The organism is Bradyrhizobium genosp. SA-3 (genome assembly GCF_004212635.1).
Classification (GTDB): domain Bacteria; phylum Pseudomonadota; class Alphaproteobacteria; order Rhizobiales; family Xanthobacteraceae; genus Bradyrhizobium.
In genome coordinates, this window is record NZ_PSRT01000122.1 from 1 (window position 1) to 25,371 (window position 25,371).

General features: G+C 63.6%; 23 protein-coding genes and 1 pseudogene. 13 read left to right on the plus strand and 11 right to left on the minus strand.

Features of this window, described 5'->3' with window-relative positions; all coding sequences use genetic code 11:
- From CWO91_RS32190 to CWO91_RS32200, 3 genes are all read left to right on the plus strand, one after another.
- Positions 1-849 (plus strand): Bug family tripartite tricarboxylate transporter substrate binding protein (locus tag CWO91_RS32190; protein WP_130219484.1); only part of this gene is annotated, 849 nt, incomplete at its 5' end.
- Entirely contained in the window at positions 846-1,331 is a 486-nt protein-coding gene (locus CWO91_RS32195) for a tripartite tricarboxylate transporter TctB family protein (RefSeq protein WP_130219486.1), read from the plus strand. The genes CWO91_RS32190 and CWO91_RS32195, both read left to right, overlap by 4 nt.
- A complete protein-coding gene (locus tag CWO91_RS32200; RefSeq protein ID WP_130219488.1) occupies positions 1,331-2,830 on the plus strand; it encodes a tripartite tricarboxylate transporter permease in 1,500 nt (499 codons plus the stop codon). Before CWO91_RS32195 ends, CWO91_RS32200 begins: the two co-directional genes overlap by 1 nt.
- A gap of 154 nt (positions 2,831-2,984) precedes the next feature.
- Here CWO91_RS32200 and CWO91_RS32205 read toward each other — a convergent pair whose 3' ends face one another.
- Positions 2,985-4,493, minus strand: a complete 1,509-nt coding sequence (locus tag CWO91_RS32205) for an amidohydrolase family protein (RefSeq protein WP_130219489.1) — start codon at positions 4,491-4,493, stop codon at positions 2,985-2,987.
- A gap of 697 nt (positions 4,494-5,190) precedes the next feature.
- Complete coding sequence (locus CWO91_RS32210; RefSeq protein WP_130219491.1) at positions 5,191-5,934, minus strand: Crp/Fnr family transcriptional regulator; 744 nt, start codon at positions 5,932-5,934, stop codon at positions 5,191-5,193.
- 537 nt (positions 5,935-6,471) lie between these two features.
- Here CWO91_RS32210 and CWO91_RS32215 point away from each other — a divergent pair.
- From CWO91_RS32215 to CWO91_RS32245, 7 genes are all read left to right on the plus strand, one after another.
- Positions 6,472-6,816 (plus strand): hypothetical protein, encoded by a 345-nt coding sequence (locus CWO91_RS32215; RefSeq protein WP_130219493.1) that lies wholly within the window; start codon positions 6,472-6,474, stop codon positions 6,814-6,816.
- A gap of 39 nt (positions 6,817-6,855) precedes the next feature.
- Positions 6,856-7,269, plus strand: a complete 414-nt coding sequence (locus tag CWO91_RS32220; RefSeq protein ID WP_130219495.1) for a cupin domain-containing protein — start codon at positions 6,856-6,858, stop codon at positions 7,267-7,269.
- Positions 7,270-7,586: 317 nt separating this feature from the next.
- Positions 7,587-9,389, plus strand: a complete 1,803-nt coding sequence (locus tag CWO91_RS32225) for an adenine deaminase C-terminal domain-containing protein (protein WP_130219497.1) — start codon at positions 7,587-7,589, stop codon at positions 9,387-9,389.
- 151 nt (positions 9,390-9,540) lie between these two features.
- Complete coding sequence (gene gcl, locus CWO91_RS32230) at positions 9,541-11,331, plus strand: glyoxylate carboligase (RefSeq protein WP_130219499.1); 1,791 nt, start codon at positions 9,541-9,543, stop codon at positions 11,329-11,331.
- A 12-nt stretch (positions 11,332-11,343) separates the two neighbouring features.
- Complete coding sequence (gene hyi, locus CWO91_RS32235; RefSeq protein ID WP_130219501.1) at positions 11,344-12,129, plus strand: hydroxypyruvate isomerase; 786 nt, start codon at positions 11,344-11,346, stop codon at positions 12,127-12,129.
- Between the two features lie 216 nt (positions 12,130-12,345).
- Entirely contained in the window at positions 12,346-13,233 is an 888-nt protein-coding gene (locus CWO91_RS32240; RefSeq protein ID WP_130219503.1) for a 2-hydroxy-3-oxopropionate reductase, read from the plus strand.
- 114 nt (positions 13,234-13,347) lie between these two features.
- A complete protein-coding gene (locus CWO91_RS32245) occupies positions 13,348-13,731 on the plus strand; it encodes a DUF1236 domain-containing protein (protein WP_130219524.1) in 384 nt (127 codons plus the stop codon).
- 42 nt (positions 13,732-13,773) lie between these two features.
- On the opposite strand, the gene CWO91_RS32250 is transcribed toward CWO91_RS32245, so the two are convergent.
- The 3 genes from CWO91_RS32250 to CWO91_RS32260 form a co-directional block, all read right to left on the minus strand.
- Complete coding sequence (locus CWO91_RS32250; RefSeq protein ID WP_130219505.1) at positions 13,774-14,151, minus strand: VanZ family protein; 378 nt, start codon at positions 14,149-14,151, stop codon at positions 13,774-13,776.
- A 76-nt stretch (positions 14,152-14,227) separates the two neighbouring features.
- Positions 14,228-14,836, minus strand: coding sequence for a thiamine pyrophosphate-dependent enzyme (locus CWO91_RS32255; protein ID WP_130219507.1), 609 nt, complete (start codon positions 14,834-14,836; stop codon positions 14,228-14,230).
- Between the two features lie 10 nt (positions 14,837-14,846).
- Positions 14,847-15,413: a thiamine pyrophosphate-binding protein gene (locus CWO91_RS32260; protein WP_130219509.1), complete on the minus strand. Its 567-nt coding sequence runs from the start codon at positions 15,411-15,413 to the stop codon at positions 14,847-14,849.
- A gap of 243 nt (positions 15,414-15,656) precedes the next feature.
- Between CWO91_RS32260 and CWO91_RS32265 the strand changes: the two genes are divergently transcribed.
- Together CWO91_RS32265 and CWO91_RS43385 are read left to right on the plus strand one after the other, a co-directional pair.
- A complete protein-coding gene (locus CWO91_RS32265; RefSeq protein ID WP_130219510.1) occupies positions 15,657-16,706 on the plus strand; it encodes a hydroxyacid dehydrogenase in 1,050 nt (349 codons plus the stop codon).
- A 173-nt stretch (positions 16,707-16,879) separates the two neighbouring features.
- Positions 16,880-17,092 (plus strand): hypothetical protein, encoded by a 213-nt coding sequence (locus CWO91_RS43385; RefSeq protein ID WP_164934549.1) that lies wholly within the window; start codon positions 16,880-16,882, stop codon positions 17,090-17,092.
- Between the two features lie 95 nt (positions 17,093-17,187).
- Here the strand turns inward: CWO91_RS43385 and CWO91_RS32275 are convergent, their stop codons facing one another.
- The 6 genes from CWO91_RS32275 to CWO91_RS32300 form a co-directional block, all read right to left on the minus strand.
- On the minus strand, positions 17,188-17,766 hold the full coding sequence (locus CWO91_RS32275; RefSeq protein ID WP_165405867.1) for a GNAT family N-acetyltransferase: 579 nt from the start codon (positions 17,764-17,766) through the stop codon (positions 17,188-17,190).
- A 6-nt stretch (positions 17,767-17,772) separates the two neighbouring features.
- The gene (locus CWO91_RS32280) at positions 17,773-20,130 is read right to left on the minus strand and encodes an Orn/Lys/Arg decarboxylase N-terminal domain-containing protein (RefSeq protein ID WP_130219514.1); all 2,358 of its coding nucleotides are present in this window, start codon (positions 20,128-20,130) and stop codon (positions 17,773-17,775) included.
- Between the two features lie 304 nt (positions 20,131-20,434).
- Positions 20,435-22,639, minus strand: coding sequence for a xanthine dehydrogenase family protein molybdopterin-binding subunit (locus tag CWO91_RS32285; RefSeq protein WP_130219516.1), 2,205 nt, complete (start codon positions 22,637-22,639; stop codon positions 20,435-20,437).
- Between the two features lie 7 nt (positions 22,640-22,646).
- On the minus strand, positions 22,647-23,663 hold the full coding sequence (locus CWO91_RS32290) for an FAD binding domain-containing protein (RefSeq protein ID WP_130219518.1): 1,017 nt from the start codon (positions 23,661-23,663) through the stop codon (positions 22,647-22,649).
- Positions 23,660-24,151, minus strand: coding sequence for a (2Fe-2S)-binding protein (locus CWO91_RS32295; protein ID WP_130219520.1), 492 nt, complete (start codon positions 24,149-24,151; stop codon positions 23,660-23,662). The genes CWO91_RS32290 and CWO91_RS32295 overlap by 4 nt, the downstream gene beginning before the upstream one ends.
- A gap of 146 nt (positions 24,152-24,297) precedes the next feature.
- Positions 24,298-24,777 carry an Lrp/AsnC family transcriptional regulator gene (locus CWO91_RS32300; RefSeq protein ID WP_165405868.1) on the minus strand — a complete coding sequence of 160 codons (480 nt, stop codon included), beginning with the start codon at positions 24,775-24,777 and terminating at the stop codon, positions 24,298-24,300.
- Positions 24,778-24,920: 143 nt separating this feature from the next.
- Between CWO91_RS32300 and CWO91_RS32305 the strand changes: the two are divergent.
- Positions 24,921-25,371, plus strand: a pseudogene (locus CWO91_RS32305) (alanine dehydrogenase); the annotation flags it as partial.

Genomic DNA, 25,371 nt, shown 5'->3' on the forward strand with positions numbered 1-25,371 from the left:
GGCTGGGACCAGACCGCGCGCTCGATGCAGCAGGCGCTGGTCGCCTCGGGCGTCGCGCGCAGCGTGCAGGTCACCAACGTTCCCGGCGCCGGCGGCAGCGTCGGCATCGCCCAGTTCGTCAACGGCGCCAAGGGTGACGGCCACCAGATGATGGTCAACGGCTTCGTCATGGTGGGCGCGCTCGCCATGAACAAGTCGCCGGTGACGCTGGAGCAGGTGACGCCGATCGCGCGCCTCACCGAGGAAATCCAGGTGATCGTGGTGCCCGCGAATTCGCCGATCAAGACCGGGCAGGATCTGGCCGCCGCGGTGAAGGCCGATATCGCCAAGGTGACCTTCGCCGGCGGCTCGGCCGGCGGCGTCGATCACGTGATGGCGGCGCTGTTCGCCAGCGCCGTCGGCGCCGACGCGAAGAAGATCAACTACATCCCGTTCTCCGGCGGCGGCGAGTCGCTCGCCGCCATTCTCGGCGGCAAGGTCACCGCGGGCATTTCGGGGCTGAGCGAATATGAAGGGCAGATCAAGTCCGGCAAGCTGCGCGCGATCGGCGTGACCTCAGAGAAGCGCATCGCCGGCAGCGACATCCCGACCTTTAGGGAGCAGGGCATCGACCTCGTGATCGCCAACTGGCGCTCGGTGGTCGCACCTCCCGGCATCACGCCGGAGCAGCGCAAGAACTTGAGCGATGCGGTCGAGAAGATGGTGAAGTCGGACGCCTGGAAGGAGATCCTCAAGCAGAAGGGCTGGGAGGATGCCTATCTCGGCGGCGATGCCTTTGCCGACTTCCTGAAGAAGGAGACGGTGCGCGTCACGGACGTGCTGAAGTCGGTCGGCCTGGTCAAGTCATGACCTCAGGCGATTCCGTCCAGCCGTCGCGGCGCGTCGACCGCGCCGGCCTCGTCATCGCTGCATTGCTTGCGGTGCTCGCCGCTGTCCTGGTCTGGGATGCGCGCGGCCTGCAATCCGCCGCAATGTACGGGATGGGACCCGAGGCGATGCCGGTTATGGTCGCCTCCGGCCTTGCGCTGCTTGCGATCGGCAATTTCATCGACGCGTTGCGCGGTAATTTGCCGGCGCGCGAGAGTTCCGATCCCGTGCCGGTGGTCTTGATCCTCATTGGCCTTGCGCTTCTGATCGCCATCATCGGCTTCGGCGGCGGCTTCATCCTGGCGACCTCGGCGCTGTTCGTCACGACCTCGGCGGCCTTCGGGCGTCGTGCCGTCCTCGCCGATTCCGTCATCGCGCTCGTGATGTCGACCCTCATTTATCTTGCGTTCGACCGGCTGCTGACGCTGAGCCTTCCGGCCGGCTCCCTGGAGCGACTGCTGTGATGGACACTTTTGCCGCGCTGGCGCATGGCATGGCGGTCGCCATCCAGCCGATGAATTTGCTTTATGCGCTGATCGGCGTCTTCCTCGGCACGGCCGTGGGCGTGCTGCCCGGCATCGGCCCGGCGCTGACGGTCGCGCTGCTGCTGCCGGTGACCTACAAGCTCGACCCCGGCGGCTCGCTGATCATGTTCGCCGGCATCTATTATGGCGGCATGTATGGCGGCTCGACCACCGCGATCCTCATCAACACACCCGGCGAGAGCGCCTCGATGGCGACCGCGCTCGAAGGCAACAAGATGGCCAAGGCCGGCCGCGGCGGGCCGGCGCTTGCGACCTCCGCGATCGGCTCTTTCGTCGCCGGCACCATCGCCACCATCGGGCTGACCTTCCTCGCGCCATGGCTGGTCGATTTCGCCGTGCGTTTTGGCCCGGAGGATTACTTCGCGCTGATGTGCGTCGCCTTCGTCACGGTGTCGGCGACGTTTGGGGACTCCCCGGTCCGCGGCCTGACCAGCCTGTTCATCGGCCTGACGCTCGGCCTCGTCGGCATCGACAAGCTGACCGGTCAAGCGCGACTTGCATTCGGCGTCCCCGAGCTGCTCGACGGCGTCGAGGTGACGACGCTTGCGGTCGGCCTGTTCGCGGTGGGCGAGGCGCTCTACGTCGCATCGCGCCGCCACCACACCGAGGAGAAGCTCGAGCCGGTGCGCGGCTCGCTGTGGATGACGAAGCAGGATTGGAAGCGCTCGTGGAAAGCGTGGCTGCGCGGCACCATGTTCGGCTTCCCGATCGGCGCGCTGCCCGCGGGCGGTGCGGAAATTCCGACCTTCCTGTCCTATTCCACCGAGAAGCGGCTCACGAAACATCCGGAAGAGTTCGGTAAGGGCGCGATCGAAGGCGTCGCGGGACCGGAAGCCGCCAACAATGCTTCCGCCGCCGGCACGCTGGTGCCGCTGCTCACGCTCGGGCTGCCGACGTCGGCGACGGCCGCGATGATGCTGGCGGGTTTCCAGCAATATGGCCTCAACCCGGGGCCGCTGCTGTTCGCCGAGCGGCCGGATCTGGTGTGGGGCCTGATTGCCAGCCTGTTCATCGCCAACGCGATGCTGCTGGTGCTCAATCTGCCGCTGGTCGGCCTGTGGGTGCGGCTGCTCGCGATCCCGCAGCCGTGGCTCTATGCCGGCATCCTCGTGTTCGCGACCATGGGCACCATCGCGGCAAAGCCGTCGGTGGTCGAATTGTCGATGCTGGCCGGCTTCGGCGTGCTGGGCTTCCTGATGCGCCGGTTCGATTTTCCGATCGCGCCCGTCGTCGTTGGCCTCATCCTCGGTCCGATCGCCGAGAGCCAGTTGCGCCGCGCGCTCGCGATCAGCCTCGGCGATCCCATGACGCTGGTTCAGAGTCCGATCTCGGCGACCCTGCTTGGCGTCGCGCTGATCGCGCTGCTGGCGCCCTTCGTGTTGAAGGGGCTGGGGCGGTTCAAGGCGAACGAGGATTAGGGCGTGTACTCATAAAATAATGTCGGCTCCTGAGGGCCGAGCGGAAATCTCTGATCGGCCAGAGCATTACTGCTGGTGACCCTGAGCCGAGTCGGATTTGCGGCAGCCGCGCGTCCATTGCCAGCGGAGCTAGCCCACGCTGTTGGCACCGTTCCTAGGCGGCGCGAACGTAGCCGTAGCGCAGGTTCGACGGTTGCTTCGAAGCTTGCGTGTACTCGTTCTTGAGCGCCGCGAGGCGGTCCTCGGAGAAGGCCGGCATCCTGGTATTCTCGGCCGCCTTCAGCTTGATCTTGTAGAATCTGGTTGCGTTGCCCGCGAAGATCAGCTGCTTGGTAGCGCTGTTGGCGTCGCCAAGCGCCGCAAAGCCGTACTTCTTCTGCATATCCTCCGGGATTTCGAGCCGGCGCAGCGCCTCGATCTGCCACTGCGGTGAGCCGTACCAGACCGAGTCGGTGCCCCACATGACGTGGTCAACACCCATCCCCTTTATCAGCGTGCCGATCAGCGCGGCGCAGAACTTCGGATGCGCCACCGCCGAGTTGGCAAAGGACGTGCCGAGCTCGGCATAGACGTTGGCGACGCCGAACTTCTGCGGGACTTCCGCGAGATCGGTGGCCCACTGGATACGGCCGGTCTGCTCGAAATCCGCCCACGCATGATCGGGTAGCTCGAGGAACGGCCGCAGCGCCGAGTGATAGATCACGAAGTTCATCTGCGGCCAATCCTTCGCGGCTTTTCCGATGTCCCACGCCGTTGCATATTCCCAGACGCCGGCGAACGACTTCTCATAATCGGGCGGCAGCAACCCCTTGTGGATACACAGCGTGTTGATGCCGGCCTTCACTGCTTTCTCGTAGAACGGATACATCACCTGCTCGTCGTCGAGCCGCCATGGGAACTTCGAGGGCGCCAGCGGATCGCCAATCGTGTAGGACTTCCAGGAATCCGGTTTGTAGACCTCGATTGCCTTGTCCACCTCGTCCATCCAGCCGGGTTGCTTGGGGGTGATGACGCTATGCGCCAGCAGGCGGCGCGAACCGGCGAAGTCGTTGATCAGTTCTCGCGCCTTGACGATCTGCTCATTGGACAGCAGCCACCAACTCGGGTCGTCGAAGGGCGCGCCGCTCAGGAGCGCCATGTTGGTGTCGCTGTCGTAGTAGATCTCTTTCACATAGTTCTGGAACTTGTAGCGGGCGAGCGAAGAGACGCCTTCCTCCTTCATCTTCGGATTCCAGTGCTGGCTCGCAAAGTCCGCCAGCCCCAACAGCTCCTTATGGTCGAAGTCGTCCCGCACGAAATGAGTCTGGACGTCGAAGATGAATTGGCCTGCAAGGCTCTGCGCGCGGGCCAGCATCAGCTCGGGCTCGCGGGCTTCAGCGGGCGCGACCTGGAAAACATTGCCGTAGATGTCGTTCATGGCGAGGAACGCTGCCGCCATGCCGCAGCTCGTGTGCAAGAACTGCCTGCGGCTCAAGCCGAGGTGCCTGCCGTTAACATCAGCGAGCTCGTTGATCCGTGCCTCGACTTTCTTTTGCGTATCGCTCTGCGGGGGCGGGAGATACTCGCCATTGGAGACAATCTGGGTCGGGATAGGCGTTGCCGCCGATGCCGCCTCCGCGCCCGCGACGAGACGCTGTTCTCGCTCACTAAGCCAGGTGCTCATTGTTCTCCTCCCCGTTTGTTGGCCGTCGACCGTGCTAGTCGCGCATGAGACGCGTGTGGCTACTCCCAATCAGTTGGCAGGACCGACTAGGCGTACACCTCTCCGGTTCAGCTACGCATGAAGCCATCACGCGCCCGAAGCCTAGGCGAACCTCTGCATCGCTTCATCTTGCGAGAGCGGCAGGCATACCCGAGAAACCACTTGCAGTTGTGGGTATCCGCGCTGATTCAATGCTCAAACTTCTATTCGCGCAAGCGATGTGATCCGACAGTCACGCTGTCCCAACGCCGCATCATTCTTTCATCTGATCGATTTCAGCCGAAGTGAAAGGCTCGTTCTCAAATGGACTGCGTCGGCTCATACCCCGAGCCGAACACCGCGGCAGCGGCTGCCATCTCGGCTCTCTGCCTGAGACCCTCATACGGTGGCTGCGTTAACTGCTGCTTTTGACCCATAGCCGACATCAACGCGCAGTGTTCGAATAGCGCATCCGATATGGACCGCTTCAGCGCTTGAGCTGCTGCGCCGGCGGGTCATTGACCAGCGCTTTTGGCCCGTTACGGACGTTGGGTGGGAGATCCTCACCGCATTGGGCCGCAGCCCGGTCAGAAGGATGCGCATCCGGCGAAGCTATTCGAGCATCGTGCTCGCCGGCTTTACCCGGACGCGCCGAAACGGCTAGCATCGCCCGTTTCATTTACTGGATCGGCAGATCGAAAACGCGAGTAGATGCCGCTGCACCCATAGAGAAGATGTTCTCGAGTTCGAGCCGCATGGTGTCGCGGCATTCGCACGCTACCGCAGCGAGCCGCGATGAGTCGATCTCGATTTCGCCTCGCCGCTCAGATCTGATCGCTCCGGAAGCGCGCAGATTGCGCATCAGGAGCGTCACCGTCGTTCGTCGCACACCCAACATCTGCGAAAGCGCATCCTGGGTGAGAGGCAGGACGTCGTGGTTGATGCGGTCGTGAAGTTGAAGCAGCCAGCGTGCCATGCGGGCTTGGACCGGATGCAGTGCATTGCAAGCCCCGCCCAATTGAAACTGTATCAGCATCGCCTTGAAGTGAAGCTGGACTACGTGCCGGATCGCAGGACTCCGGCTGAAAGCGGCATGGAATCGCGCTGCGGGGATCCGCGAGGCCGTCCCCCCGGCACGAACGATGGCCGTAACGGCCGCAGGGGACGGCCCCAGCACGGAAAGAGTGCCCACTGCCCCCTCGCGGCCTATTGCGGCGCTGGCGACCGTCTGCCCATTCGCCATATCGATCATCACCGAAACGGCGCCACTATGAGGAAAGAGGACGTGCTCGGTGTGGTCCCCCATCCGCGAGACGACCTCTTCCCGATCGAGAGTAACCGACTGCAGGTCTGGTGCCAGAAGATCGAGGTCCGCAGTCGGCAGTGCTGCCAGAAGCCGGTTACCAACTCCGCTTACAAGCATCGCTGCAGCCCGATGCGAACCATCCGCCCCATTGCATTTCGAGCAGCATATGGCGACAACCTCAAACTTTGTTTGAATTCGCGTATGCTTTTCGCCTCGAAATCCAATTCAGATGCGAAAGCTCTTAACCGCAAAAATAAAACTCCAAGCACATGCGACGCGGAGGCGAATTCTGCTGTTGCAGGATCAATCAATTAGATCCGAGCGCCACGCGCACACAATTGCAAAATGGGTATGGGTAACATCATAAGGGGTTCCAATTTCGGGGCGTGGCAAACGCGACAATGAGTGATGCGTAAATCGGTACGATTACGCCGCAAGCTGGTTCCCAGTCTCAAGCCCTCGCCGAAATTCCAGGCCACTGGACGACAGAACCCTCCAAATAAATGCGCCGCCTCGCTGCGCGCCTCTGCAATGCGCAAATCGATCCTCGCCGACTGAGCCAGTAGAGTCATCCTGGTTGTCTCGTTCTACTCTTGCCGTCACTTCTGAAAATCAGGCTCGGTTCGCTTGACGACGGCTCTACGAGTTCGCCAGTTGGACGGCGACAACTGTGTTGATCTGCTCAGACGACAACTGGAGCCTCAAGCAACGATCTGCTTCTTTTCGATTGGCGGAATGGTTGCTGGCATCTGGCGGGCCCCAAACAAGAAGCCGTACGAGTGCGCTGCGGCCAAAGTGATAAGCGTCTTGTCTGCTATTCGCCCATCAGCGAAGTGGCGGCTCGGTGTGATGGGGGTCCGGCATTTGGGGAATAGCGGACCAGATTTGCTCATCCTGGCTTCTTCGCAATATGACCCACAGCAGACAATCGCCCTGCCAGCCAGCAGCCAACTGTTAGACTATTGTGCAAGTATTTTGCCAATTGCCGTTTTGCAATAATCCGTGCGGGCGGGCTTCTTTGTTCGAAGGGAGGACGTCATGAAATCAGGCAACATCGTTTTTGCTTTGCTATCATTGGCAATTGTCCTTGGATGCCCAATTGTTGCCTCTTCCGAGGATGCTCCTCAGGACAACAAGGGATTTACGGCGAGCAAGACAACCATTGTTGACCTGGGTCCTGAAATTGAGGGAATGACGGGGCGACAACTACGACTGCGATTGCTCACTATTGAACCGGGAGGTCATATCGGATTGCACAGTCACAAGGACAGGCCCGCCGTAGTTTACTTCCTCGAGGGGCACGATACGGTCACCCTTGCGGACGGCACGTCGAGGACCTTCGGTCCGGGAGATACGTCTCCTGCTACAAAAGACACTACTCATTGGCATCATAACGACGGTAAGGAGCCCGTCACTTTGATAGCAGTCGACATCTTCAAACCCGCCAACTGACTTCAGAACGGATTTGACGAGTGGTTGATTGAGGTGGCGGTTTGCTGCGATGCATTCGTCGGGTCTTGGCCCATCGCGACCTTCAACGATGTCTGCTGTTTGTGCCACTGTTGAGGGACGAGCGGACATCTGGAGCGCCCAAACTAAGCGCATGATTCAAACTAAGCGCATGATTTATGAGTATATGCCCGAGCGGAAATTAGAAGGCGGGGCGCGTCTGCCCAATGCGTAAGCACGGGTGCCGTATTATTTGAGTTGCCCTCGCCGCCATCGGCGGCAACCATCGCCGGGCTGTCCATTCCCACGCGAGAGCCCCGATGACCAAGCTCACCCGCTTCTCCGTCGCGCCGCTGCACAGCATGACGCGGCGCCTCGCCGATGTCGCATCCGCACGCGCCGCGCCTGACCTCGTCATATCAGGCGCACGGGTGCTCTCGACCTATTCGGAGCGCATCCATCCGGGACGGGAGGTTTGGATCACAGGCGGCCGCATCGCGGCGGTGAAGCCGGCCGGTGCAGCGAAGAAGGTGTGGAGTGACGTGCCGCTCTATGACGCGGCCGGCGGCATCATCGCGCCGGGCCTGGTTGATCCGCACATCCACATCGAATCCTCGATGGTGACGGCCTGCGCCTATGCCGAGGCCGCGCTGCTCAACGGCACCACCACGATCTTCTGCGACAGCCACGAGATCGGCAACGTCATGGACATCGCCGGTGTCGAGGCGATGCTCGAGGATGCGCGCGAGGCGCCGCTCTCGATCTTTTTGACAGTGCCGAGCACGGTGCCGGCAACGTCGGCGGAATTGGAGACCGCGGGCGGTGACCTCACGCCGGACAAGATCGCGGGCCTGTTTGATCGCTGGCCCGAAGCGGTGGCGCTCGGCGAGAAGATGGATTTTGTCCCGGTGACGATGGGCGACGAGCGCAGCCACGCCATCCTGGCGGCAGCATTGAAGCGGGGCCGGCCGGTGTCCGGCCACGTCTATGGCCGCGAATTCGTCGCGCCCTATGCGGCGAGCGGCGTCACCGACACGCACGAGGCGATCGACCGCGACATCGCCGACGACCTGCTCGATGCCGGCGTCTGGGTTTTCCTGCGCGGTGGACCGCCGACCACGCCGTGGCATTCGCTGCCGCAGGCGATCCGGACCATCACCGAGCTCGGGGCCTCGCACAAGCGCACCGCAGTATGCACCGATGACCGCGATGCCGACGACCTGCTGCTGTTCGGTCTCGACTGGGTGGTGCGCGAAGCCGTGAAGGCGGGGATGTCGCCGGAGCAGGCCTGGTCGATGGGCTCGCTGCATGGCGCGACGCGCTTCGGCATGGAGGGCGATATCGGCGGGCTCGGTGGCGGTCGCCGCGCCGATCTCGTGCTGATGGACGATCAGCTCAAGCCGCAATGCACCTGGTATGGCGGCGAGCTCGTGGTCGAGCACGGCAAGATCACCTCCCGGCTCGATCAGGCGCTGTCGCAGCGCTATCAATATCCGAAGGCGGCTTATGCCACCGTGAAACTGCCCGAGAAGGTCAAGCTGACGCCGGAACTGCCGGCAAAAGCTTGCACCGTCAATGCGATCAAGACTGCGCTGCCCGGCATCACGCTGATCCACGAGAAGGTCGCGATCGAGCCCGCCGAGGACTGGCCGTCGCTGTTCGCGCGCTACGGCCTGTGCTTCGTCACCGTGGTCGAGCGCCACGGCAAATCTGACGGCAACGTTGCCTACGGGCTGTTGAAGGATTTTGGCCTGAAGCGCGGCGCGGTCGCCTCCAGCGTTGGGCACGACAGCCATAACATCATCCTCGCTGGAACCAACGAGGGCGATATGCAGGTCGCGATATCAGCGATCAAAGACCATCAGGGCGGCGTTTGTGTCGTCGCCGAGGGCAAGGTGAGGGCACTGGTCCCGCTGCCGATTGCGGGCCTGCTCTCGGACAAGCGAGTCACGGAAGTGGCGGAAGAGGTCAAGGCGCTCAAGAAGGAATGGGCCGAGGCCGGCTGCACCATCCCTTACATGGGCTTCAATTTGATTCCGCTATCGGTCATTCCGGAAATTCGCATCACTGACAAGGGCCTCGTGCTGGTGCCGCAGATGGAGCTGGCGCCGCTGTTCGAGTGAGGCGCTTTCACGCATTTTTCCATCTAACCGATTGAGACCGCCGCGATTTTTCCGCGGCTGCCGCATCGTGGAAAATAAAATCGATCTCGTTGAGATCGTCTCTTGCACGCCCGATCATCTCGCTCGCTGACGCAACCAAGCGAGGTCCGATATGGCGAAGATGCGAGCCGTCGATGCAGCCGTGCGTATCCTGGAGAAGGAAGGCATCTCCACCGCCTTCGGGGTTCCCGGCGCGGCGATCAATCCGCTCTACTCGGCGCTAAAGAAGCGCGGCTCGATCCGCCACATCCTGGCGCGCCATGTCGAGGGCGCTTCGCACATGGCGGAAGGATATACGCGGGCGAAGGCGGGCAATATCGGCGTCTGCATCGGCACTTCCGGGCCGGCCGGGACCGACATGATCACCGGGCTTTATTCGGCGATCGCCGATTCCATTCCGATCCTCTGCATCACCGGGCAGGCGCCGCGCGCGCGGCTCTACAAGGAGGACTTCCAGGCGGTCGACATCGAGTCGATCGCAAAGCCGGTGACCAAATGGGCGGTGACGGTGCGCGAGCCCGCGCTGGTGCCGCGCGTGTTCAGCCAGGCGTTTCATGTGATGCGCTCGGGTCGGCCGGGGCCGGTGCTGATCGACATGCCGCTCGATGTGCAGCTCACCGAGATCGAGTTCGACGACGAGACCTATGAGCCGCTGCCGGTCTACAAGCCGTCCGCGACGCGCAAGCAGGTCGAGAAGGCGCTGGAGATGCTCAACGCTGCCGAGCGTCCGCTGATCGTCGCGGGCGGCGGCATCATCAACGCCGATGCCTCGGATCTGCTGGTGGAATTCGCCGAGATCGCGAACGTGCCTGTCGTGCCGACACTGATGGGGTGGGGAGCGATTCCCGACGATCACGTGCTGATGGCCGGCATGGTTGGGCTTCAGACCAGCCACCGCTACGGCAACGCCACGCTGCTGGAATCCGATTTCGTGCTCGGCATCGGCAACCGCTGGGCCAATCGCCACACCGGCTCGGTCGAGACCTACACCAAGGGCCGTAAATTCGTTCACGTGGACATCGAGCCGACGCAGATCGGACGCGTATTCAATCCCGATCTCGGCATCGTCTCGGACGCGAAGGCTGCGCTCGAGCTTTTCGTCACTGTCGCCAGGGAGTGGCGCCGGTCAGGCAGGCTCCGCGAGCGCCAGGCGTGGCCCGCGTCCTGCCGCGATCGCAAGAAGACGATGCTGCGCAAGAGCCATTTCGACAACGTGCCGATCAAGCCGCAGCGCGTCTATGAGGAGATGAACAAGGCCTTCGGCCGCGACACGACTTATGTCACCGTGATCGGCTTGTCGCAGATCGCCGGCGCGCAATTCCTCGGCGTTTACAAGCCGCGCAACTGGATCAATGCGGGGCAGGCCGGACCGCTCGGCTGGACGCTGCCCGCCGCACTCGGGGTGCGCGCGGCATGTCCGGAGCGTGAGATCGTCGCATTGTCGGGCGATTACGACTTCCAGTTTTTGATCGAGGAACTCGCCGTCGGGGCGCAGTTCAATCTGCCCTACATCCACGTCGTCGTGAACAATTCCTATCTCGGCCTGATCCGCCAGGCCCAGCGCGGCTTCGACATGGATTATCACGTCCAGCTCTCTTTCGAGAACATCAACGCGCCCGAGATCGGCGTCTACGGTGTCGACCATGTTGCCGTCGCCGAAGGCCTCGGCTGCAAGGCGATCCGCGTCACCGATCCCAAGGACACGCAGGCGGCGTTCGCGACGGCGCGTGAATTGATGGCAAAGCATCGCGTGCCCGTCGTGGTCGAATTCATCCTCGAACGCGTCACCAACATCGCGATGGGCACGGAGATCGACAACATCGTCGAGTTCGAGGAGGTGCTGGATCTGCCGCTCGACGAGGTCGGAAGCGCTCGGCCTGGCGTGTTGCAGCCGGCAGAATAAGGAGACAGCATCATGCCGAAATTCGCCGCCAACCTCACCATGCTCTTCAACGAGATGCCGTTTCTTGACCGCTTCGCCGCTGCGAAGGCGGCGGGATTTTCCGGGGTCGAGTATCTCTTTCCCTATGATTTCGAAAAGGCGCAGCTGCGTGAGCAGCTCGAGGCGCACGGCCTCACACAGGTGCTGCACAATTTGCCGGCCGGCAACTGGGCTGCGGGCGAGCGCGGCATCGCGATCCTGCCCGAACGCACCGCCGAATTCCGCGACGGTGTGTTCCGCGCCATCGACTACGCCAAGGCGCTCGATTGCGAGCAGCTCAATTGCCTCGTCGGCATCGCGCCTGCCGATGCCGACCGGCGCGAGCTCAATGAGACGCTGGTTGGAAACTTGCGCTTTGCCGCCTCGACGCTGGCGCGGGAGAACATCAAGCTGCTGGTCGAGCCGATCAACACGCTCGACATTCCCGGCTTCTATCTCAACGGGACCGAGCAGGCCGTGCAGCTCATCTCCGAGGTGCGCTCGAACAACCTGTTCATCCAGTACGACATCTATCACATGCAGATCATGGAGGGTGATCTCGCCCGCACCATGCAGGAATATCTGCCCCAGATCGCGCACATCCAGCTTGCGGACAATCCCGGCCGCCATGAGCCCGGTACCGGCGAGATCAACTATCCCTTCCTGTTCCGCCACCTCGACGCGATCGGCTATCGCGGGTGGATCGGCTGCGAATACAAGCCCCGCACCACGACGCTGGAAGGACTCTCGTGGCACGCGGCGCAGACGTTCGAGACGTAACGTGCCCGAGCCACGGTCACGGTGCGCTCCCTCTCCCGCTTGCGGGAGAGGGCTGGGGTGAGGGTGTCTCCGCGGTGGGATTGCTGAAGTAGGCCGCGAAAATCCCCAAGCGGATAAAGCCCTCACCCGGCACTGCGTGCCGACCTCTCCCGCAAGCGGGAGAGGTGCACCGAGCGCGCCGATCAAATTTCGCCAATTCAACTGAGAGAAACAGACATGACCAACATCGGCTTCATCGGACTTGGCACCATGGGACGGCCGATGGCCGGCCATCTCCTGGCGGCGGGCCATCGCGTTTTCCTGCACGATGTCGCACCGGTCGCGTCCGATCTGATCGCGGCCGGCGGCATCGCCTGCAAGTCGGGTAAACAGGTTGCCGAGGAGGCGGACGCGGTCATCATCATGGTGCCGGATACGCCGCATGTGGAAGCCGTGCTGTTCGGCAAGGACGGTGTGGCGAGCGGCATCTCCAAGGGCAAGATTGTGGTCGACATGAGCTCGATCTCGCCGCTCGCGACGAAGGAGTTTGCGAAGAAGATCGAGGCGCTCGGCGCGGACTATCTCGACGCGCCGGTATCGGGTGGCGAGGTCGGCGCCAAGGCGGCGAGCCTGACCATCATGGTCGGCGGGCCCGAGCGAGCCTTCAACACCATGAAGCCGGTGTTCGACAAGATGGGCAAGAACGTCACCAGGGTCGGGGCCAATGGCGACGGGCAGACGACGAAGGTCGCCAACCAGATCATCGTCGCGCTGACGATCGAGGCGGTGAGCGAAGCGCTGTTGTTTGCGTCGAAAGCCGGCGCGGATCCGGCGCTGGTGCGGCAGGCGCTGATGGGCGGCTTTGCCTCCTCGCGGATTCTCGAAGTCCATGGCGAGCGCATGGTGAAGCGCAATTTCGATCCCGGCTTCCGCATCGAGCTGCACCAGAAGGATCTCAGCCTCGCGCTCGAAGGCGCGCGTGCGCTCGGCCTCTCGCTGCCGAGCACGGCGGTGGCGCAGCAATTGTTCTCGTCCTGCACCGCTCATGGCGGCAAGGCCTGGGATCATTCGGCGATGGTGCGGGCGCTGGAACTAATGGCAGGGCATGAGATCGCCGCGGCCTAGACTGTTACGGGGTAACAGTCTCCAGAATTGACGCGTCTTTGGCCGTCCAGGAACCGGAACAATGCTCCGGCCCCGCGGTTGAAGGCGCATGACAATCACTGGAGACATGAGGACATGAAAACCCGTCTTGCGATTACGTTGGCAGCTGCGTCGCTGCTGGCGTCGAGCGCAGCCTTTGCTCAATCGACCACCGCCCAAGGCGCTGCGGAAGGCGCGCGTGCGGGCGGCGACATCGGCGGCCCGGTCGGCGCGATGGTCGGCGGCACCGTCGGTGCGGCCGTTGGCGCAGGTTTGGAAATTCCGAATGCGATTCTGGGCGGACTCCCGCGCGATGATTCCGTGGTGATCCGCGAGCGCGTCGTGGTTGGCGAGCCGTTGCCGCCGACCGTGGTGCTGCGCCCGGTACCGAACTACACGGAGTATCGCTACGCGGTCGTGAATGATCGCCGCGTGATCGTCGAGCCGCGCACGCGCCGCGTCGTCAAGATCATCGACTGATCTGCGCAAGCTTCGCGCTGATAGGATGGGCCCTGCGGAGTGTTACTCCGCGGGGCCTTCGTTCGTCAGGACCGAATTTGCGCGAAGCCGGGCGGTGGCCCAATCGGCGGCGGCCGCGAGCACAAAGCCGAGGCAGGCCGTGAGCGCGTCCACAAAAAAATCCTCTAGCCGCGCATGGCGGCCGGGTGCCCAAAATTGCATCAGTTCGAGCACGCCGATCAGCACGACCGCGGCCGCTGCGGTCAGCAGGCGTCGCTGCCGATAGGCGAGGCCGAAGGCCAGTCCTACCAGGATGAAGGCGAGCGCATGTTCGCCGTCCTGGCCGAAGTCGGAATGGGGCCGGAGGCCGGGAGGACCAAGGGTTGCGAATGTGACGGCGGCCGCGAGCAGCCAGGCAAATGAACGAACCAAAAGGGACATCCGGCTCGCTTAGCACAGATTTGCCCCGGGCCGTATAGTCCAGCTATCAGATCGACGTGTAGTTAATGACGAAACATTAAAGTGGCTCGCGCACGCCGAGGCCGAGCATGAAGCGTTCCCGTATCTGCACGGGGTCGCGGCGGGTGGTGCCGATGCCCGGCTTGTCGTCGATCCGGACAGCGATCAGGCTCGGCTCGGCAGCCGCCATCGCATTCTCGACCAGGCGCTCGAAATCCTCCTCGTCCCCGGCCCAGGCGCTGTTGGCGAGGCCGGAGCCGATGGCGATGGCGACGATGTCGGCGACATCAGCGGCCGGTGTCGGCTGTGCGCCGGTAATTTGGTAGATGCCATTGTCCATCACGATCATCGTGAGGTTCTTCGGCTTCAGGGCCGCAATCGTCGAGAGCGCGCCGAGTTGCATCAGCAGCGAACCGTCGCCCTCGAGCGCGAAGACGCGGCGGTCGGGCTGCGCCAGCGCCACCCCGAGCCCGATCGGGAAGGCAAGGCCCATGCTGCCCAGCATGTAGAAATTCTGCGGGCGGTGGCCGGCGGCCCAGAGATCGAAATTGGTGTTGCCGATGCCGCCGATCACCGCTTCCTCGTTTCCGAGCTTCGCGATCAGGCGCGAGGTAACGTCGAAACGGTTCATCACCTTGGTGTTGCGCGCATTCAGATTTGAGCTCATGTCGCCGGCCTCACTTGTCGAACACCTTGCCGCCGGTGAGCAGCGGGCTCAGGATCAGCGCCACCGGCGCCTGCGTGGTGACGGCCTGCTTGATCGAGCGGTCCGTGATGAATTCGAGCTCGTCAAGCCGGGTGATGGTGTGATGCTCCAGCGCCAGCGAGTCCAGCACCGGGCGCATGGTGCGGCAGACCAGCGACTGGCCATAGTTGAACTCGCCGAGCGTGCCGCGCTCGGACACGAACATGATCAGCGGAATCTGGTAGGGCACTGCGAGCGAGGCCAGCACGTTGGCGAGCGTCGCAAAACCCGAGGTCTGCATCAGCACCGCGCCGGGGCGGCCGCCCATCCAGGCGCCCGAGACGATGCCGACCGCTTCCTCCTCGCGGGCGGTGGCAAAGGTGGTGAAGAAGGGATCGGCGTGCAGGTTGCTGATCAGCGGTGTCAGCACCCGATCGGGCACGTAAGGGACGAGGCTGATCTCGTTCCGTTTCAGGGTCTGCAGGACGATGCCGTGCCAGCTTCTTTCGCCGGCCTCCTGCGTCGCCTGCGGCGAGCTCTGCTGCTCCGCAATCGCCATTGCGTTCTCCCTTGAGCCGCGTTGTATGCTTATTGGTCTTCGGCCGTCGCGGCGCTCTGCTGAACTTGACGCAGCGGGCGGGATTGTCAACATGTCCGGGCTGGCACCGTGATCTGCGCCAGACGGCCTGCCGTGGCCGGCACCGCCATGTCATAAATGCGGCAACGAAAGAGCGGGAGGAAGCACGGAGGGGGCGCACGCCGCGCTGGCCTTGCTGATCCCAGGAGAGCCGGAAGGGTCCTGATGTCGGTCAACAGCAAGCGTGTCGTCTACTCCAACTATTTGGCCAATCCGATCTATATCGACATCCTCAAGGCGCGGTCCGACGTCCGGCTCGATCGCATCGAGAACGGCAGCCCCGAAGACCTCTATGCGCCGCTCCTCGGCGCTACCCATGTCTACCAGGTCGGCGCCGCCCGCGACGAGCTCGCCCCGCATTTCCATGTCGATGCCGCCTTCCTGAAGCGCGCGACGAATTTGCTGCTCGTCTCCAGCAACGGCGCCGGCTTCGACCCCGTCGACGTCGAGGCCTGCACGGCCGCCGGCGTCGTGGTCGTCAACCAGTCCGGCGGCAACGCCCATTCGGTCGCCGAGCACGCGCTGGCGATGATGTTGACGCTGTCCAAGCGCATCATCCAGTCGGACCGCCGGCTGCGCCGCGAGCGCGACGTCAACCGCAACGACCTCGTCGGCAACGAGGTCGAGCGCAAGACCGTCGGCATCATCGGCCTCGGCAATGTCGGCCGCCGCATCGCCGCGCTGTGCAAGGGCCTGCTCGGCATGAAAGTGCTGGCCTATGACCCGTATTTGTCGGCCGAGGTGATGGCCGAGCGGGGCGGGGAGAAGGTCGAGCTCGACGAGCTGCTGCGCCGCGCCGATTTCGTCTCGATCTCCTGTCCTCTCAACAAGGGCAGCCGCAACATGATCAGCGTGCGCGAATTCGCGCTGATGCAGCCGCATGCCTATTTCGTCACCACAGCGCGCGGCTTCATCCACGACGAGGACGCGCTGCTCCAGGCGTTGCGCGACAAGCGCATCGCCGGCGCCGGCCTCGACGTCTGGTCCAAGGAACCGCCGCCGCCGGAGCATCCGCTGCTCCAGCTCGACAACGTGCTGGCGAGCCCCCATACCGCCGGCGTCACGATCGAGGCGCGCCAGAACATGGGCCGCATCGCCGCCGAGCAGGTGCTGGAGACGCTGGACGGCAAGCGCCCGCCGCGCATCATCAATCCCGAGGTCTGGCCGCACTATGCGGAGCGCTTCAAGCAGGCGTTCGGCGTGACGCCGGGATAGGGACAGCTACCCTCTCTTCTCGTCATTCCGGGTTCGGCCCTGCGAGCCGCCCCGGAATTACGGAACGAAGAAAACCGCGTCCCCACCTTGATCCGCGTCAAAATCTCCTTTCCCTGTCTAGCCTAAATGGGATTAGAGTGCCGCCGGGGCTGACGGGGGCACCAGGAGGTCCCATGTCAACTTATGTCGTCAGGTTCATGAAGGACGTGCTCGGTCAGTACGGCCGGCAGATCGAAGTCTGCCAGGGGACGCTCGAGATCGACGCCGCCGACGAGGACGAGGCCAAGGAGCGGGCCAAGGCGAAGTTCTGCAAGGACCAGGCGTTGCATCACTGGTCGCTGCATGCCGACCGCATCCAGGTCAGACCGGCTGACTTTCCGTCATGAAGACCTAAATCGCGATGAGATTGTCATCGCGCTTTAGCTTATTGTTTGAGCATGATCTTTTCGGAAAACCGCTGCACACTTTTCCGGATCATGCTCTACCGGCCGGGCGCCGTGATGGGCGGAGGTGCCGTCGTGCCCGCGCCGAGCGACCGCTGCACCATGAGGGTATCGGACCAGCGGCCGTGGCGATAAGCGACGCCGCAGAGCAGGCCGGCGCGCGCGAAGCCGAACTTCTCGTGCAGCGCCAGCGAGGGCGCATTGTCGGCATCAATATAGCCGATCATCTGGCGGAAGCCGGCCGCCGCACAGGTATCGATCAGGTCCTGGAGCAGCAGCCGTCCGATCCCGCGGCCGAGATGCTCGTGATGGACGTAGATGGAATGTTTGGCGGTGTAGCGATAGGCCGGTCGCTTGCGGAACAGCACGGCATAGGCATAGCCGACCACCTCGCCGCGATAGGTCGCGACCAGATGCGGCAGGCGGGTCTGCTTCAGGTTCTTGCGTCGGTCGCGCAGATCGTCCGGCTCGGGCGCGCCGGTTCCCTCGACATCGCGCGGCACGCCAGCGCGGACGTGATGGCGGTAGATCGCCAGCATCGCCTCGACATCGCTTTCGCGTGAGGGCCTAATCAGGACCGGCTCGTCACCCGCGCGCGCAATCGCTGTTTCGTTCATCGGCACCTACTCGGCAACGACGTAAGTATAGAGTCCGATGCGGCCGTTCGCATCGATCTCCTTGTAGACGCCCTGGATTTCCACATCGAACCCTGGAAATGTGTTGAAGCAGGTCTCGAACATCTTGAGATAATCCACCATGGGCTTGGCCCGTTCCGTCAGCCGCTCGCCGGGCACGATGGTGGCGATGCCGGGCGGATAGACCACGAAGGGCGTGGTCGCGATGCGGCCCGCGATCGCCTCGATCGGCAGATAATCGACATCGTTGCGGAACAAATAGCGCGCGGCTTCGCGGGGCGGCATCGCGATCTCAGGCATGTGCTCGGGCATGAACTGCCGGGCTTGGAGCGCGCTGACATCGGCGGCGCGGAAGAAGCGATGCATCTCGCCACAGAGGTCGCGCAGTCGCACTCCGGCATAGCGTGCCTGCCGCCGCTGGTAGAACTCGGGGATGACGTCGGCCAGAAGCGCATTGTCGTCGTGCAGCTTCTTGAACGCGACGAGGCCGGAGATCAGCGTGCCTGCCTTGCTGGCCTCGACGCCGGGCGTGAGCAGGAAGAGCAGGGAGTTGAGGTCGTTCTTCTCGGGGACGATGCGGTTCTCGCGCAAATATTGCGCGACGACCGGTGCGGGGATGCCGTGCTCGGCATAGGCGCCGATGGTGCGGTCGAAGCCAGGCGTCAGCAGCGTCAGCTTGTTCGGGTCGGTCATGGCAAAGCCTTCGGTGAGGCCGGGGAAGCCATGCCAGCTGCTGTCGGGGGAGAGCTGCCACAGCGCGGGATTGGTGGCGAGCTCGTCGGTCGAGAGCGTTTCCCACGCGACGTTGTGCGCAGCGCCAGGGCGGCTGACATCGGGAATAGCGACGCGATCCGGGACGAACGGCTCGAAGAACCAGCGCCGGTCCGGATTCTGCTCCTTCTCCTCGAACTCCCGACGCATCGCGCGGATCTTCTTGCGCAGCTCGATGCCCAGGCGGATCGTGTCGTCCCACAGCACTTCTCCGGAGCGGCCCTTCATCATCTGTGCCCCGACGTCGAGCGAGGCGAACAGCGGATAGAACGGTGACGTGGATGCGTGCTGCATGAAGCTCTCGTTGAAGCGGCGGTGCTCGACGCGCCGCTTCTGGCCGCGGATATGGCGGTCCTTGATGTGGATTTGGGACGCCTGCGAAAAGCTTGCGAGCTGTTTGTGGGTCGATTGCGTCGCGATGATGCCGGGCGCCTCGGGGGGGAGGTTGGCCAGGCCCATGGCGAAGCGGCCGGCATAGAGCGGGTGGAATTTCATGAAGCCGGCCCAGGCCTCGTCGAACAGAATGTACTCGCAGAGATGGCCGATGCGCTTCAAGATCATCTCGGCGCTGTGGATGGTGCCATCATAGGTGCACTGCTCGACCACGGCGACGCGGAACGGCCGCTCCTTGCGCCAGGCGTCCTTGTCGGTGACCAAAGGATGATTACGGATCGTCTCGCGCAAGGCCCTCTCGTCGAGCATGTCCCAGCGCATCGGGCCGATCAGGCCCCAGGCGTTGCGGATGGTCGGCACGTAGATCGGGACACCGCCATTGATCATCAGCGCGCCGTGATGAGCGGCCTTGTGGTTGTTGCGATCGAACAGCACGAGATCGCCGTCGGTGACGAGGGCGCCGAGCGCGACCTTGTTCGAGGTCGAGGTGCCGTTGAGCACGAAATAGGTTTTTTCTGCACCGAAGATTTGCGCAGCCTCCTTCTGTGCCTTCAGCGCGGGCCCTTCATGGGTGAGGAGGTCGCCGAGATCGAGCACGGAATTGTCGAGGTCGTCGCGGAACACGGACTCGCCGAGATGCTCGACGAAGACGCGCCCGATCGGGCTGCGGTTGTAGAACACGCCGCCATTGTGCCCCGGACAGGTCCAGAGCTGGTTGCCTTCCTCGGCATAGTCGACCAGCGCGCCGAAGAACGGCGTCTTCAGCGTCTCGGCATATTGCTTCAGCCGGCTGATCAGGTTCTTGGCGATGAAGGTCGGCGTCTCCTCCGACAGGAAGACATAACCGTCGATGAAATCGAGCACTTCGACCGGTAAATCCTCGAACCGCTTGCGACGGATCAAGAGGATGATGGGGAAATCGAGGCCCCGGCGCCGCATCAGATTGATCAGCGCTGAGGTCCGGCCCTCGAGGCCCTTCTTGCCCCAGTCCACCACCATGCAGCCGATCGCGGCATCGGTCTGCACCGCCATCTCGGCATCCTCCAGCTTGCGGGCCCGGACCACCTCGAAGCCGGAGCGCTGGATCTCCTCGATGATTTGGTTGAATCGGACGCCCTCCAGGTCGTCGGCGTCGAACACAGGTGCGGCGAACAGGAAGTTGAAGCGCTTGAAATAGTCCATATCGGATCCCGAATGTGCGAGAGACACAGCTCTCGGCACATTCGATGACAGCTGGATGACAGGAGCGAGACTGGCCTGCGGCGCCTAAACTCGATCCGTCATCATCCTGAGGCGCGAGCGATGGGGCGCGGAGCGCCCCATCGGCAGCCTCGAAGGATGAACGGCCGGGAGGCAGCGGCTGGGCTGTCGCCCTTCGAGGCCCATATGCGGTGCGTCCGCACCGCATATGGGCGCCTCAGGGTGACGATCATCTATTCGGGCTCGTGGAGATACTCGTTCGCAAACAGCACGACGACGCGCCCGCTCAGTCCAGTAGCTTGTCCAGTGTGATCGGGAAGCGCCGGATACGCTTGCCGGTGGCATGATAGACGGCGTTCGCAATCGCCGCGGGCACGCCGACGATGCCGATCTCGCCGAGGCCCTTGACGCCGAGCCTGTTGATCCGCTCGTCTGGTTCGTCGACGAAAATGACGTCGATGTCGTGGATGTCGGCATTCACGGGAATGTGGTACTCGGCGATGTCAGCGTTCATGATGCGGCCGAAGCGGTGATCCATCACCGTCTCCTCGTGCAGCGCCATTCCGATTCCCCAGACCACGCCGCCCATGATCTGGCTGCGGCCCGTCTTGGTGTTCAGGATGCGCCCGGCCGCGACCGCGCTCACGACCCGCGTGACGCGGATGACGCCGATCTGCTCGTCGATCTTCACCTCGGCGAAAACGGCCGAATGCGTGTTGCGGGCATGCGACGTGTCCTCGTCGAACTGGTTGAGCTTCTCCTTTTCGATCCGCTCGAGCTTGCTGAGGCGCATGACATCCGCCATCGAAAGGGCGGGGCCGTTCTTGCCGTTGCTGGCGATCATGCCGTCGACCAAGGTGACGTTGGTGGCATCGATGTCAGCGAGCGGCGAGCCGGGCATCGCCTTGGCGAGCCGTGCGAGCTCCTGGCGAATGTCTTCGGCCGCTCCCAACACGGCGTGCGCGCTGGATGCCGCCATCCAGGAGCCGCCCTCGACGGGGGCTTGTGGCAAGGTCGAATCGGCCAGCCGGACGCTGATGTTCTCGATCGGCAGCCCGAGCGCATCAGCCGCTACCTGGGCCACGATGGTGTAGGTGCCGGTGCCGATGTCGGACGCGGCGCAGGAGACTTCGGCATGGCCGTTCGATGTCAGAACGATGCGGACGGCGACCGGCATCTGCAGCGCCTCCCACACGCCTGTCGCCATGCCCCAACCGACCAGGTCATTGCCGTCCCGCATGGAGCGCGGCGCGGGATTGCGCCGGGTCCAGCCGAAGGCTTCTGCGCCCCTGGCGTAGCATTCGCGCAACTGCTTGCTGGTGTAGGGCAGGTTCCCGCTCTGGTCGAGATCCGAATAGCACTTCAGCCGCAGCTCGATCGGGTCGAGCTTGAGCGCGACGGCCAATTCGTCCATGGCGCATTCGAGCGCGCAGACGCCCGATGCCGCGCCCGGCGCGCGCATGTCGCAGGGGGTGGCGACGTCGAGGTGGACGAGCTTGTGGGAGAGACGGCTGTTGGGGCTCTTGTAGAGCTGCTCCCCCCAACCGGTATCGTTGCGCGCGAAATCCTCAAACCGCGAGGTGACGGCAATGGCTTCGTGGGTGACGGCATCGAGCGTGCCGTCAGGCTTTGCGCCGAGCGCTACGTGCTCGATGGTCATGGGACGATAGCCGAGGCCGTACATCTGCTGCCGTGTCAGGACGACACGGACGGGTCGTTTGAGCGCGAGCGCGGCGAGCGTCGCCAGCACCACCTGGTATTGCGGCCGCAGACCGGAGCCGAAGGCGCCGCCAACATAGGGCGAGAGCACGCGGATGTCGTCCGGCTTCTTGCCGAAAACGCCGCAGAGAAACTTCTGGACGTTCTGGACGCCTTGGGTTTTGTCATAAACTGTAAGCCTGCCGTTGCTGTCCCAGACGGCAGTCGTCGCATACGGCTCCATTGGGTTGTGATGCTCGCTCGGAATGACATAGTCCGCCTCGTGACGGACGGCCGCCCGCGTCAGCGCTGCTGCCGCGTCACCGCGCGGCTTGTACGGCTGATCCACTTTGGCAGCCTTGCCGCGTTCGGATTCGAGATCGGTCGCAAACGCCTCCTGCTCGTATTCAACGCGAACGCGGGTTGCGGCGAATTTGGCGGTTTCCCAGTCCTCCGCCACGACCAGCGCGATCGGCTGGCCGTTGAACTTGATCCTGTCGTCATAGAGCGGGCGGAACGGCGAGCCCTTCTCCGGCGCCACCTCGTCCTTCCAGGCCTCGTCCTTGTCGGCGAGGGGCGGGCGATGCGCATGGGTGAGCACGTCGACCACGCCCTTCACCTTCAGCGCGTCGCTGGTGTCGAGGCGAGCGATGCGCCCGCGCGGAACGCTGGCCTCGACGACGAAGCCATGGAGGAGACGGTCTGCAGCGAATTCGCCGGCATATTTGGCGGCGCCGGTGACCTTGGCCCGGCCATCGACGCGGGACGTTGGTGTTCCGACATAGGCGTTCATCGGGCCCTCACGCGATCTTCTTGTGAGCTTGTGATTGCGGCGTGGCGCTTGTGGCCTGCATCAGCGTACGCACGACGGCTCGGCGCGCGAGCTCGATCTTGAAGCCGTTATGTGAGCGAGCGGTTGCTCCCTGCAGCAGCAGATCGGCGGCGTGCCCAAAATGGTCCGGCGTTGCCGCCTGGCCGCGCAGAGCCGCTTCGGCCTCGGGGCTTCGCCAGGGCTTGTGGGCCACGCCGCCGAGCGCCAGGCGAGCTTCGCTGATTGCGTTGCCCTCCAGTTCGAGCGCGGCCGCGACCGAGACCAAAGCAAAGGCGTAGGACAGCCGGTCGCGGATCTTCAGATAGCTGTAGTTCTGGGCAAAGCCGTGCGGCGGCAGCTCGATTGCGGTGATGATCTCGCCGCTGCCGAGATTTGTATCGACGTGAGGCTTGTCGTCCGGAAGCCGATGGAAATCGGTCAGCGCGATGGTGCGCTGACCGGCGAAGCCCGCGATGTGCACGAGCGCGCCGAGCGCGGCCAGCGCCACGCTCATGTCGGATGGATTGGTCGCGATGCAGGACGTGCTGGTGCCGAGGATTGCGTGGTTGCGGTTGAGGCCATCGAGTGCCGAGCAGCCGGAGCCGGGGCTTCGCTTGTTGCAAGGCGTCGCCGTGTCATAGAAGTAGGCGCAGCGCGTTCGCTGCATCAGATTGCCGCCGACCGAGGCCATGTTGCGCAGTTGCGCGGAGGCGCCGGCCAGGATGGCGCTGGCGAGCAGGGGATAGCGCTGCTCGATCAGCGGATGGTAGGCGAGATCCGAATTCGGCACCAAGGCGCCGATGCGCAGCCCACCGTCGGGCGTTTCCTCGATGTCGCGGAGCGGCAGGCGGGAAATGTCGATCAGCCGGGAGGGTTGTTCGACATTCTGCTTCATCAGGTCAATCAGATTGGTGCCGCCGGCAATCAGCTTCGCGCTTGGATCGGCGGCGAGCAGGCGAATGGCGTCGGCGACATCCGTTGCGCGGGAATACTGGAAGTTGTTCATGACCGGCCCATTGCCTGCTCGATCGCAGCCACGATGTTGGGATAGGCGCCGCAGCGGCAGAGATTTCCGCTCATCAGTTCTCTGATCTCGTCGGCATCCCTGGCGTGGCCTTCGGCCAGGAGGCCGGCCGCCGAGCAGATCTGTCCTGGCGTGCAATAGCCGCATTGGAATGCGTCGTGATCGATGAAGGCCTGTTGCAGGGGATGCAGCGCGCCATTCTTGGCCAAGCCTTCGATCGTGGTGATCTCGGCGCCATCCTTCATGATGGCGAGCGTCAGGCACGAATTAACGCGCCGACCGTCGACGAGCACGGTGCAGGCGCCGCATTGGCCGTGATCGCAGCCTTTCTTCGTGCCTGTTAGCGCAAGATGATCACGCAATGCGTCCAGCAGCGTGGTCCAGGGCAGAAGATCGAGGGTGTGACGGACACCATTGACGACGAGATCAATCGGAGTGCGTTCGGGAATTTCATGCGTGACATCGCCCATGTCCTGCTCCCTGCAAAGGCGACCGAGCCGAGACGTCAGCCCGTGCTGACGCGGGGGCACGTCGCTTCCGCTGGCCAATGGCGTGCAACGGACAAGCGGCCGCTTGGTTCCTTGCCGGGAATTGGGGGCGGCTCGCGCCGCAGCGATCAGCGTTTCGCCTCGCCGAACACCACGGTCGGCACGGCGCGGTTGACGATCTCGCGCAGCGCGAAGCTCGATTGCACCCGGGCGACGCGCGGCAGGCGCGACAGCTCGGTACGGTGGATGCGCTCGAAATCCTGGATGTCGCGGGCGAGCACGATCAGGATGTAGTCGTCTGTGCCGGACATCAGGAAGCAGCGCACGACGGAGGGGCACTTCACCACCTCCGCCTCGAACGCCTTCAGCGCGTCGTCGCTCTGGCTCTCCAGCGCGATCCGGACCAGCACCGTCGTCGTCAGGCCAAACTGCGCCAGATCGAGCGCGGCTTGATAGGCCTGGATGTAGCCATCGTCCTCCAGCGCCTTCTGCCGCCGCGCCATTGCCGTGCTCGACAGGCCGATCTTGTTGGCAAGCTCGGCGTGGCTGGCCCGCGCATTGGTCGTGAGTTCCGCGAGGATGGCGAGGTCTTTTCGGTCGAGGGCCAAGGTTTTGTTTCCAGCGTGAAAGGACATTTCCGCGCCGGAAACCGGCGCGCTAGGCGCGAACCTAGCGGATATTTGCACGAAACCAAACTGCCGCCGTCGCTACGATGATGAATGGAATCAATGCTTTGGAGAAGGAGCTAAAGATGCGCGTCGGTGTTCCCAAGGAGACCAAGGAGCAGGAATATCGCGTCGGCCTCACTCCGGGCGCGGTCCGTGAATATGTCGCGGCCGGCCACCAGGTGATGGTCGAGACCGGCGCTGGCAGCGGCATCGGCGCCTCCGACGACGTGTATCGGCGGGCAGGCGCCGCGATCGCCGAAAGCGCCCGCGAAATCTTCGCCAAATCCGACATGATCGTGAAGGTGAAGGAGCCGCAGAAAACCGAATGGACCCAGCTCCGCGAGGGCCAGATCCTGTTTACTTATCTCCATCTTGCGCCGGACCCGGAGCAGGCCAAGGGCCTGCTTGCCTCCGGCTGCACTGCGATCGCCTATGAGACCGTCACGGACGCGAACGGTCACCTCCCGCTGCTCGCGCCGATGAGCGAAGTCGCCGGCCGCCTCGCCGTCGAGGCCGCCGGCGCCGCGCTCAGGC

What these genes read in the sequence shown, in the direction of transcription:
- CWO91_RS32195 (WP_130219486.1), top strand. Translation starts at nt 846, where the DNA reads ATGACCTCAGGCGATTCCGTCCAGCCGTCGCGGCGCGTCGACCGCGCC.
- CWO91_RS32200 (WP_130219488.1), top strand. Translation starts at nt 1,331, where the DNA reads ATGGACACTTTTGCCGCGCTGGCGCATGGCATGGCGGTCGCCATCCAG.
- CWO91_RS32205 (WP_130219489.1), bottom strand. Translation starts at nt 4,493, where the DNA reads ATGAGCACCTGGCTTAGTGAGCGAGAACAGCGTCTCGTCGCGGGCGCG.
- CWO91_RS32210 (WP_130219491.1), bottom strand. Translation starts at nt 5,934, where the DNA reads ATGCTTGTAAGCGGAGTTGGTAACCGGCTTCTGGCAGCACTGCCGACT.
- CWO91_RS32220 (WP_130219495.1), top strand. Translation starts at nt 6,856, where the DNA reads ATGAAATCAGGCAACATCGTTTTTGCTTTGCTATCATTGGCAATTGTC.
- CWO91_RS32225 (WP_130219497.1), top strand. Translation starts at nt 7,587, where the DNA reads ATGACCAAGCTCACCCGCTTCTCCGTCGCGCCGCTGCACAGCATGACG.
- gcl (WP_130219499.1), top strand. Translation starts at nt 9,541, where the DNA reads ATGGCGAAGATGCGAGCCGTCGATGCAGCCGTGCGTATCCTGGAGAAG.
- hyi (WP_130219501.1), top strand. Translation starts at nt 11,344, where the DNA reads ATGCCGAAATTCGCCGCCAACCTCACCATGCTCTTCAACGAGATGCCG.
- CWO91_RS32240 (WP_130219503.1), top strand. Translation starts at nt 12,346, where the DNA reads ATGACCAACATCGGCTTCATCGGACTTGGCACCATGGGACGGCCGATG.
- CWO91_RS32245 (WP_130219524.1), top strand. Translation starts at nt 13,348, where the DNA reads ATGAAAACCCGTCTTGCGATTACGTTGGCAGCTGCGTCGCTGCTGGCG.
- CWO91_RS32250 (WP_130219505.1), bottom strand. Translation starts at nt 14,151, where the DNA reads ATGTCCCTTTTGGTTCGTTCATTTGCCTGGCTGCTCGCGGCCGCCGTC.
- CWO91_RS32255 (WP_130219507.1), bottom strand. Translation starts at nt 14,836, where the DNA reads ATGAGCTCAAATCTGAATGCGCGCAACACCAAGGTGATGAACCGTTTC.
- CWO91_RS32260 (WP_130219509.1), bottom strand. Translation starts at nt 15,413, where the DNA reads ATGGCGATTGCGGAGCAGCAGAGCTCGCCGCAGGCGACGCAGGAGGCC.
- CWO91_RS32265 (WP_130219510.1), top strand. Translation starts at nt 15,657, where the DNA reads ATGTCGGTCAACAGCAAGCGTGTCGTCTACTCCAACTATTTGGCCAAT.
- CWO91_RS43385 (WP_164934549.1), top strand. Translation starts at nt 16,880, where the DNA reads ATGTCAACTTATGTCGTCAGGTTCATGAAGGACGTGCTCGGTCAGTAC.
- CWO91_RS32275 (WP_165405867.1), bottom strand. Translation starts at nt 17,766, where the DNA reads ATGAACGAAACAGCGATTGCGCGCGCGGGTGACGAGCCGGTCCTGATT.
- CWO91_RS32280 (WP_130219514.1), bottom strand. Translation starts at nt 20,130, where the DNA reads ATGGACTATTTCAAGCGCTTCAACTTCCTGTTCGCCGCACCTGTGTTC.
- CWO91_RS32285 (WP_130219516.1), bottom strand. Translation starts at nt 22,639, where the DNA reads ATGAACGCCTATGTCGGAACACCAACGTCCCGCGTCGATGGCCGGGCC.
- CWO91_RS32290 (WP_130219518.1), bottom strand. Translation starts at nt 23,663, where the DNA reads ATGAACAACTTCCAGTATTCCCGCGCAACGGATGTCGCCGACGCCATT.
- CWO91_RS32295 (WP_130219520.1), bottom strand. Translation starts at nt 24,151, where the DNA reads ATGGGCGATGTCACGCATGAAATTCCCGAACGCACTCCGATTGATCTC.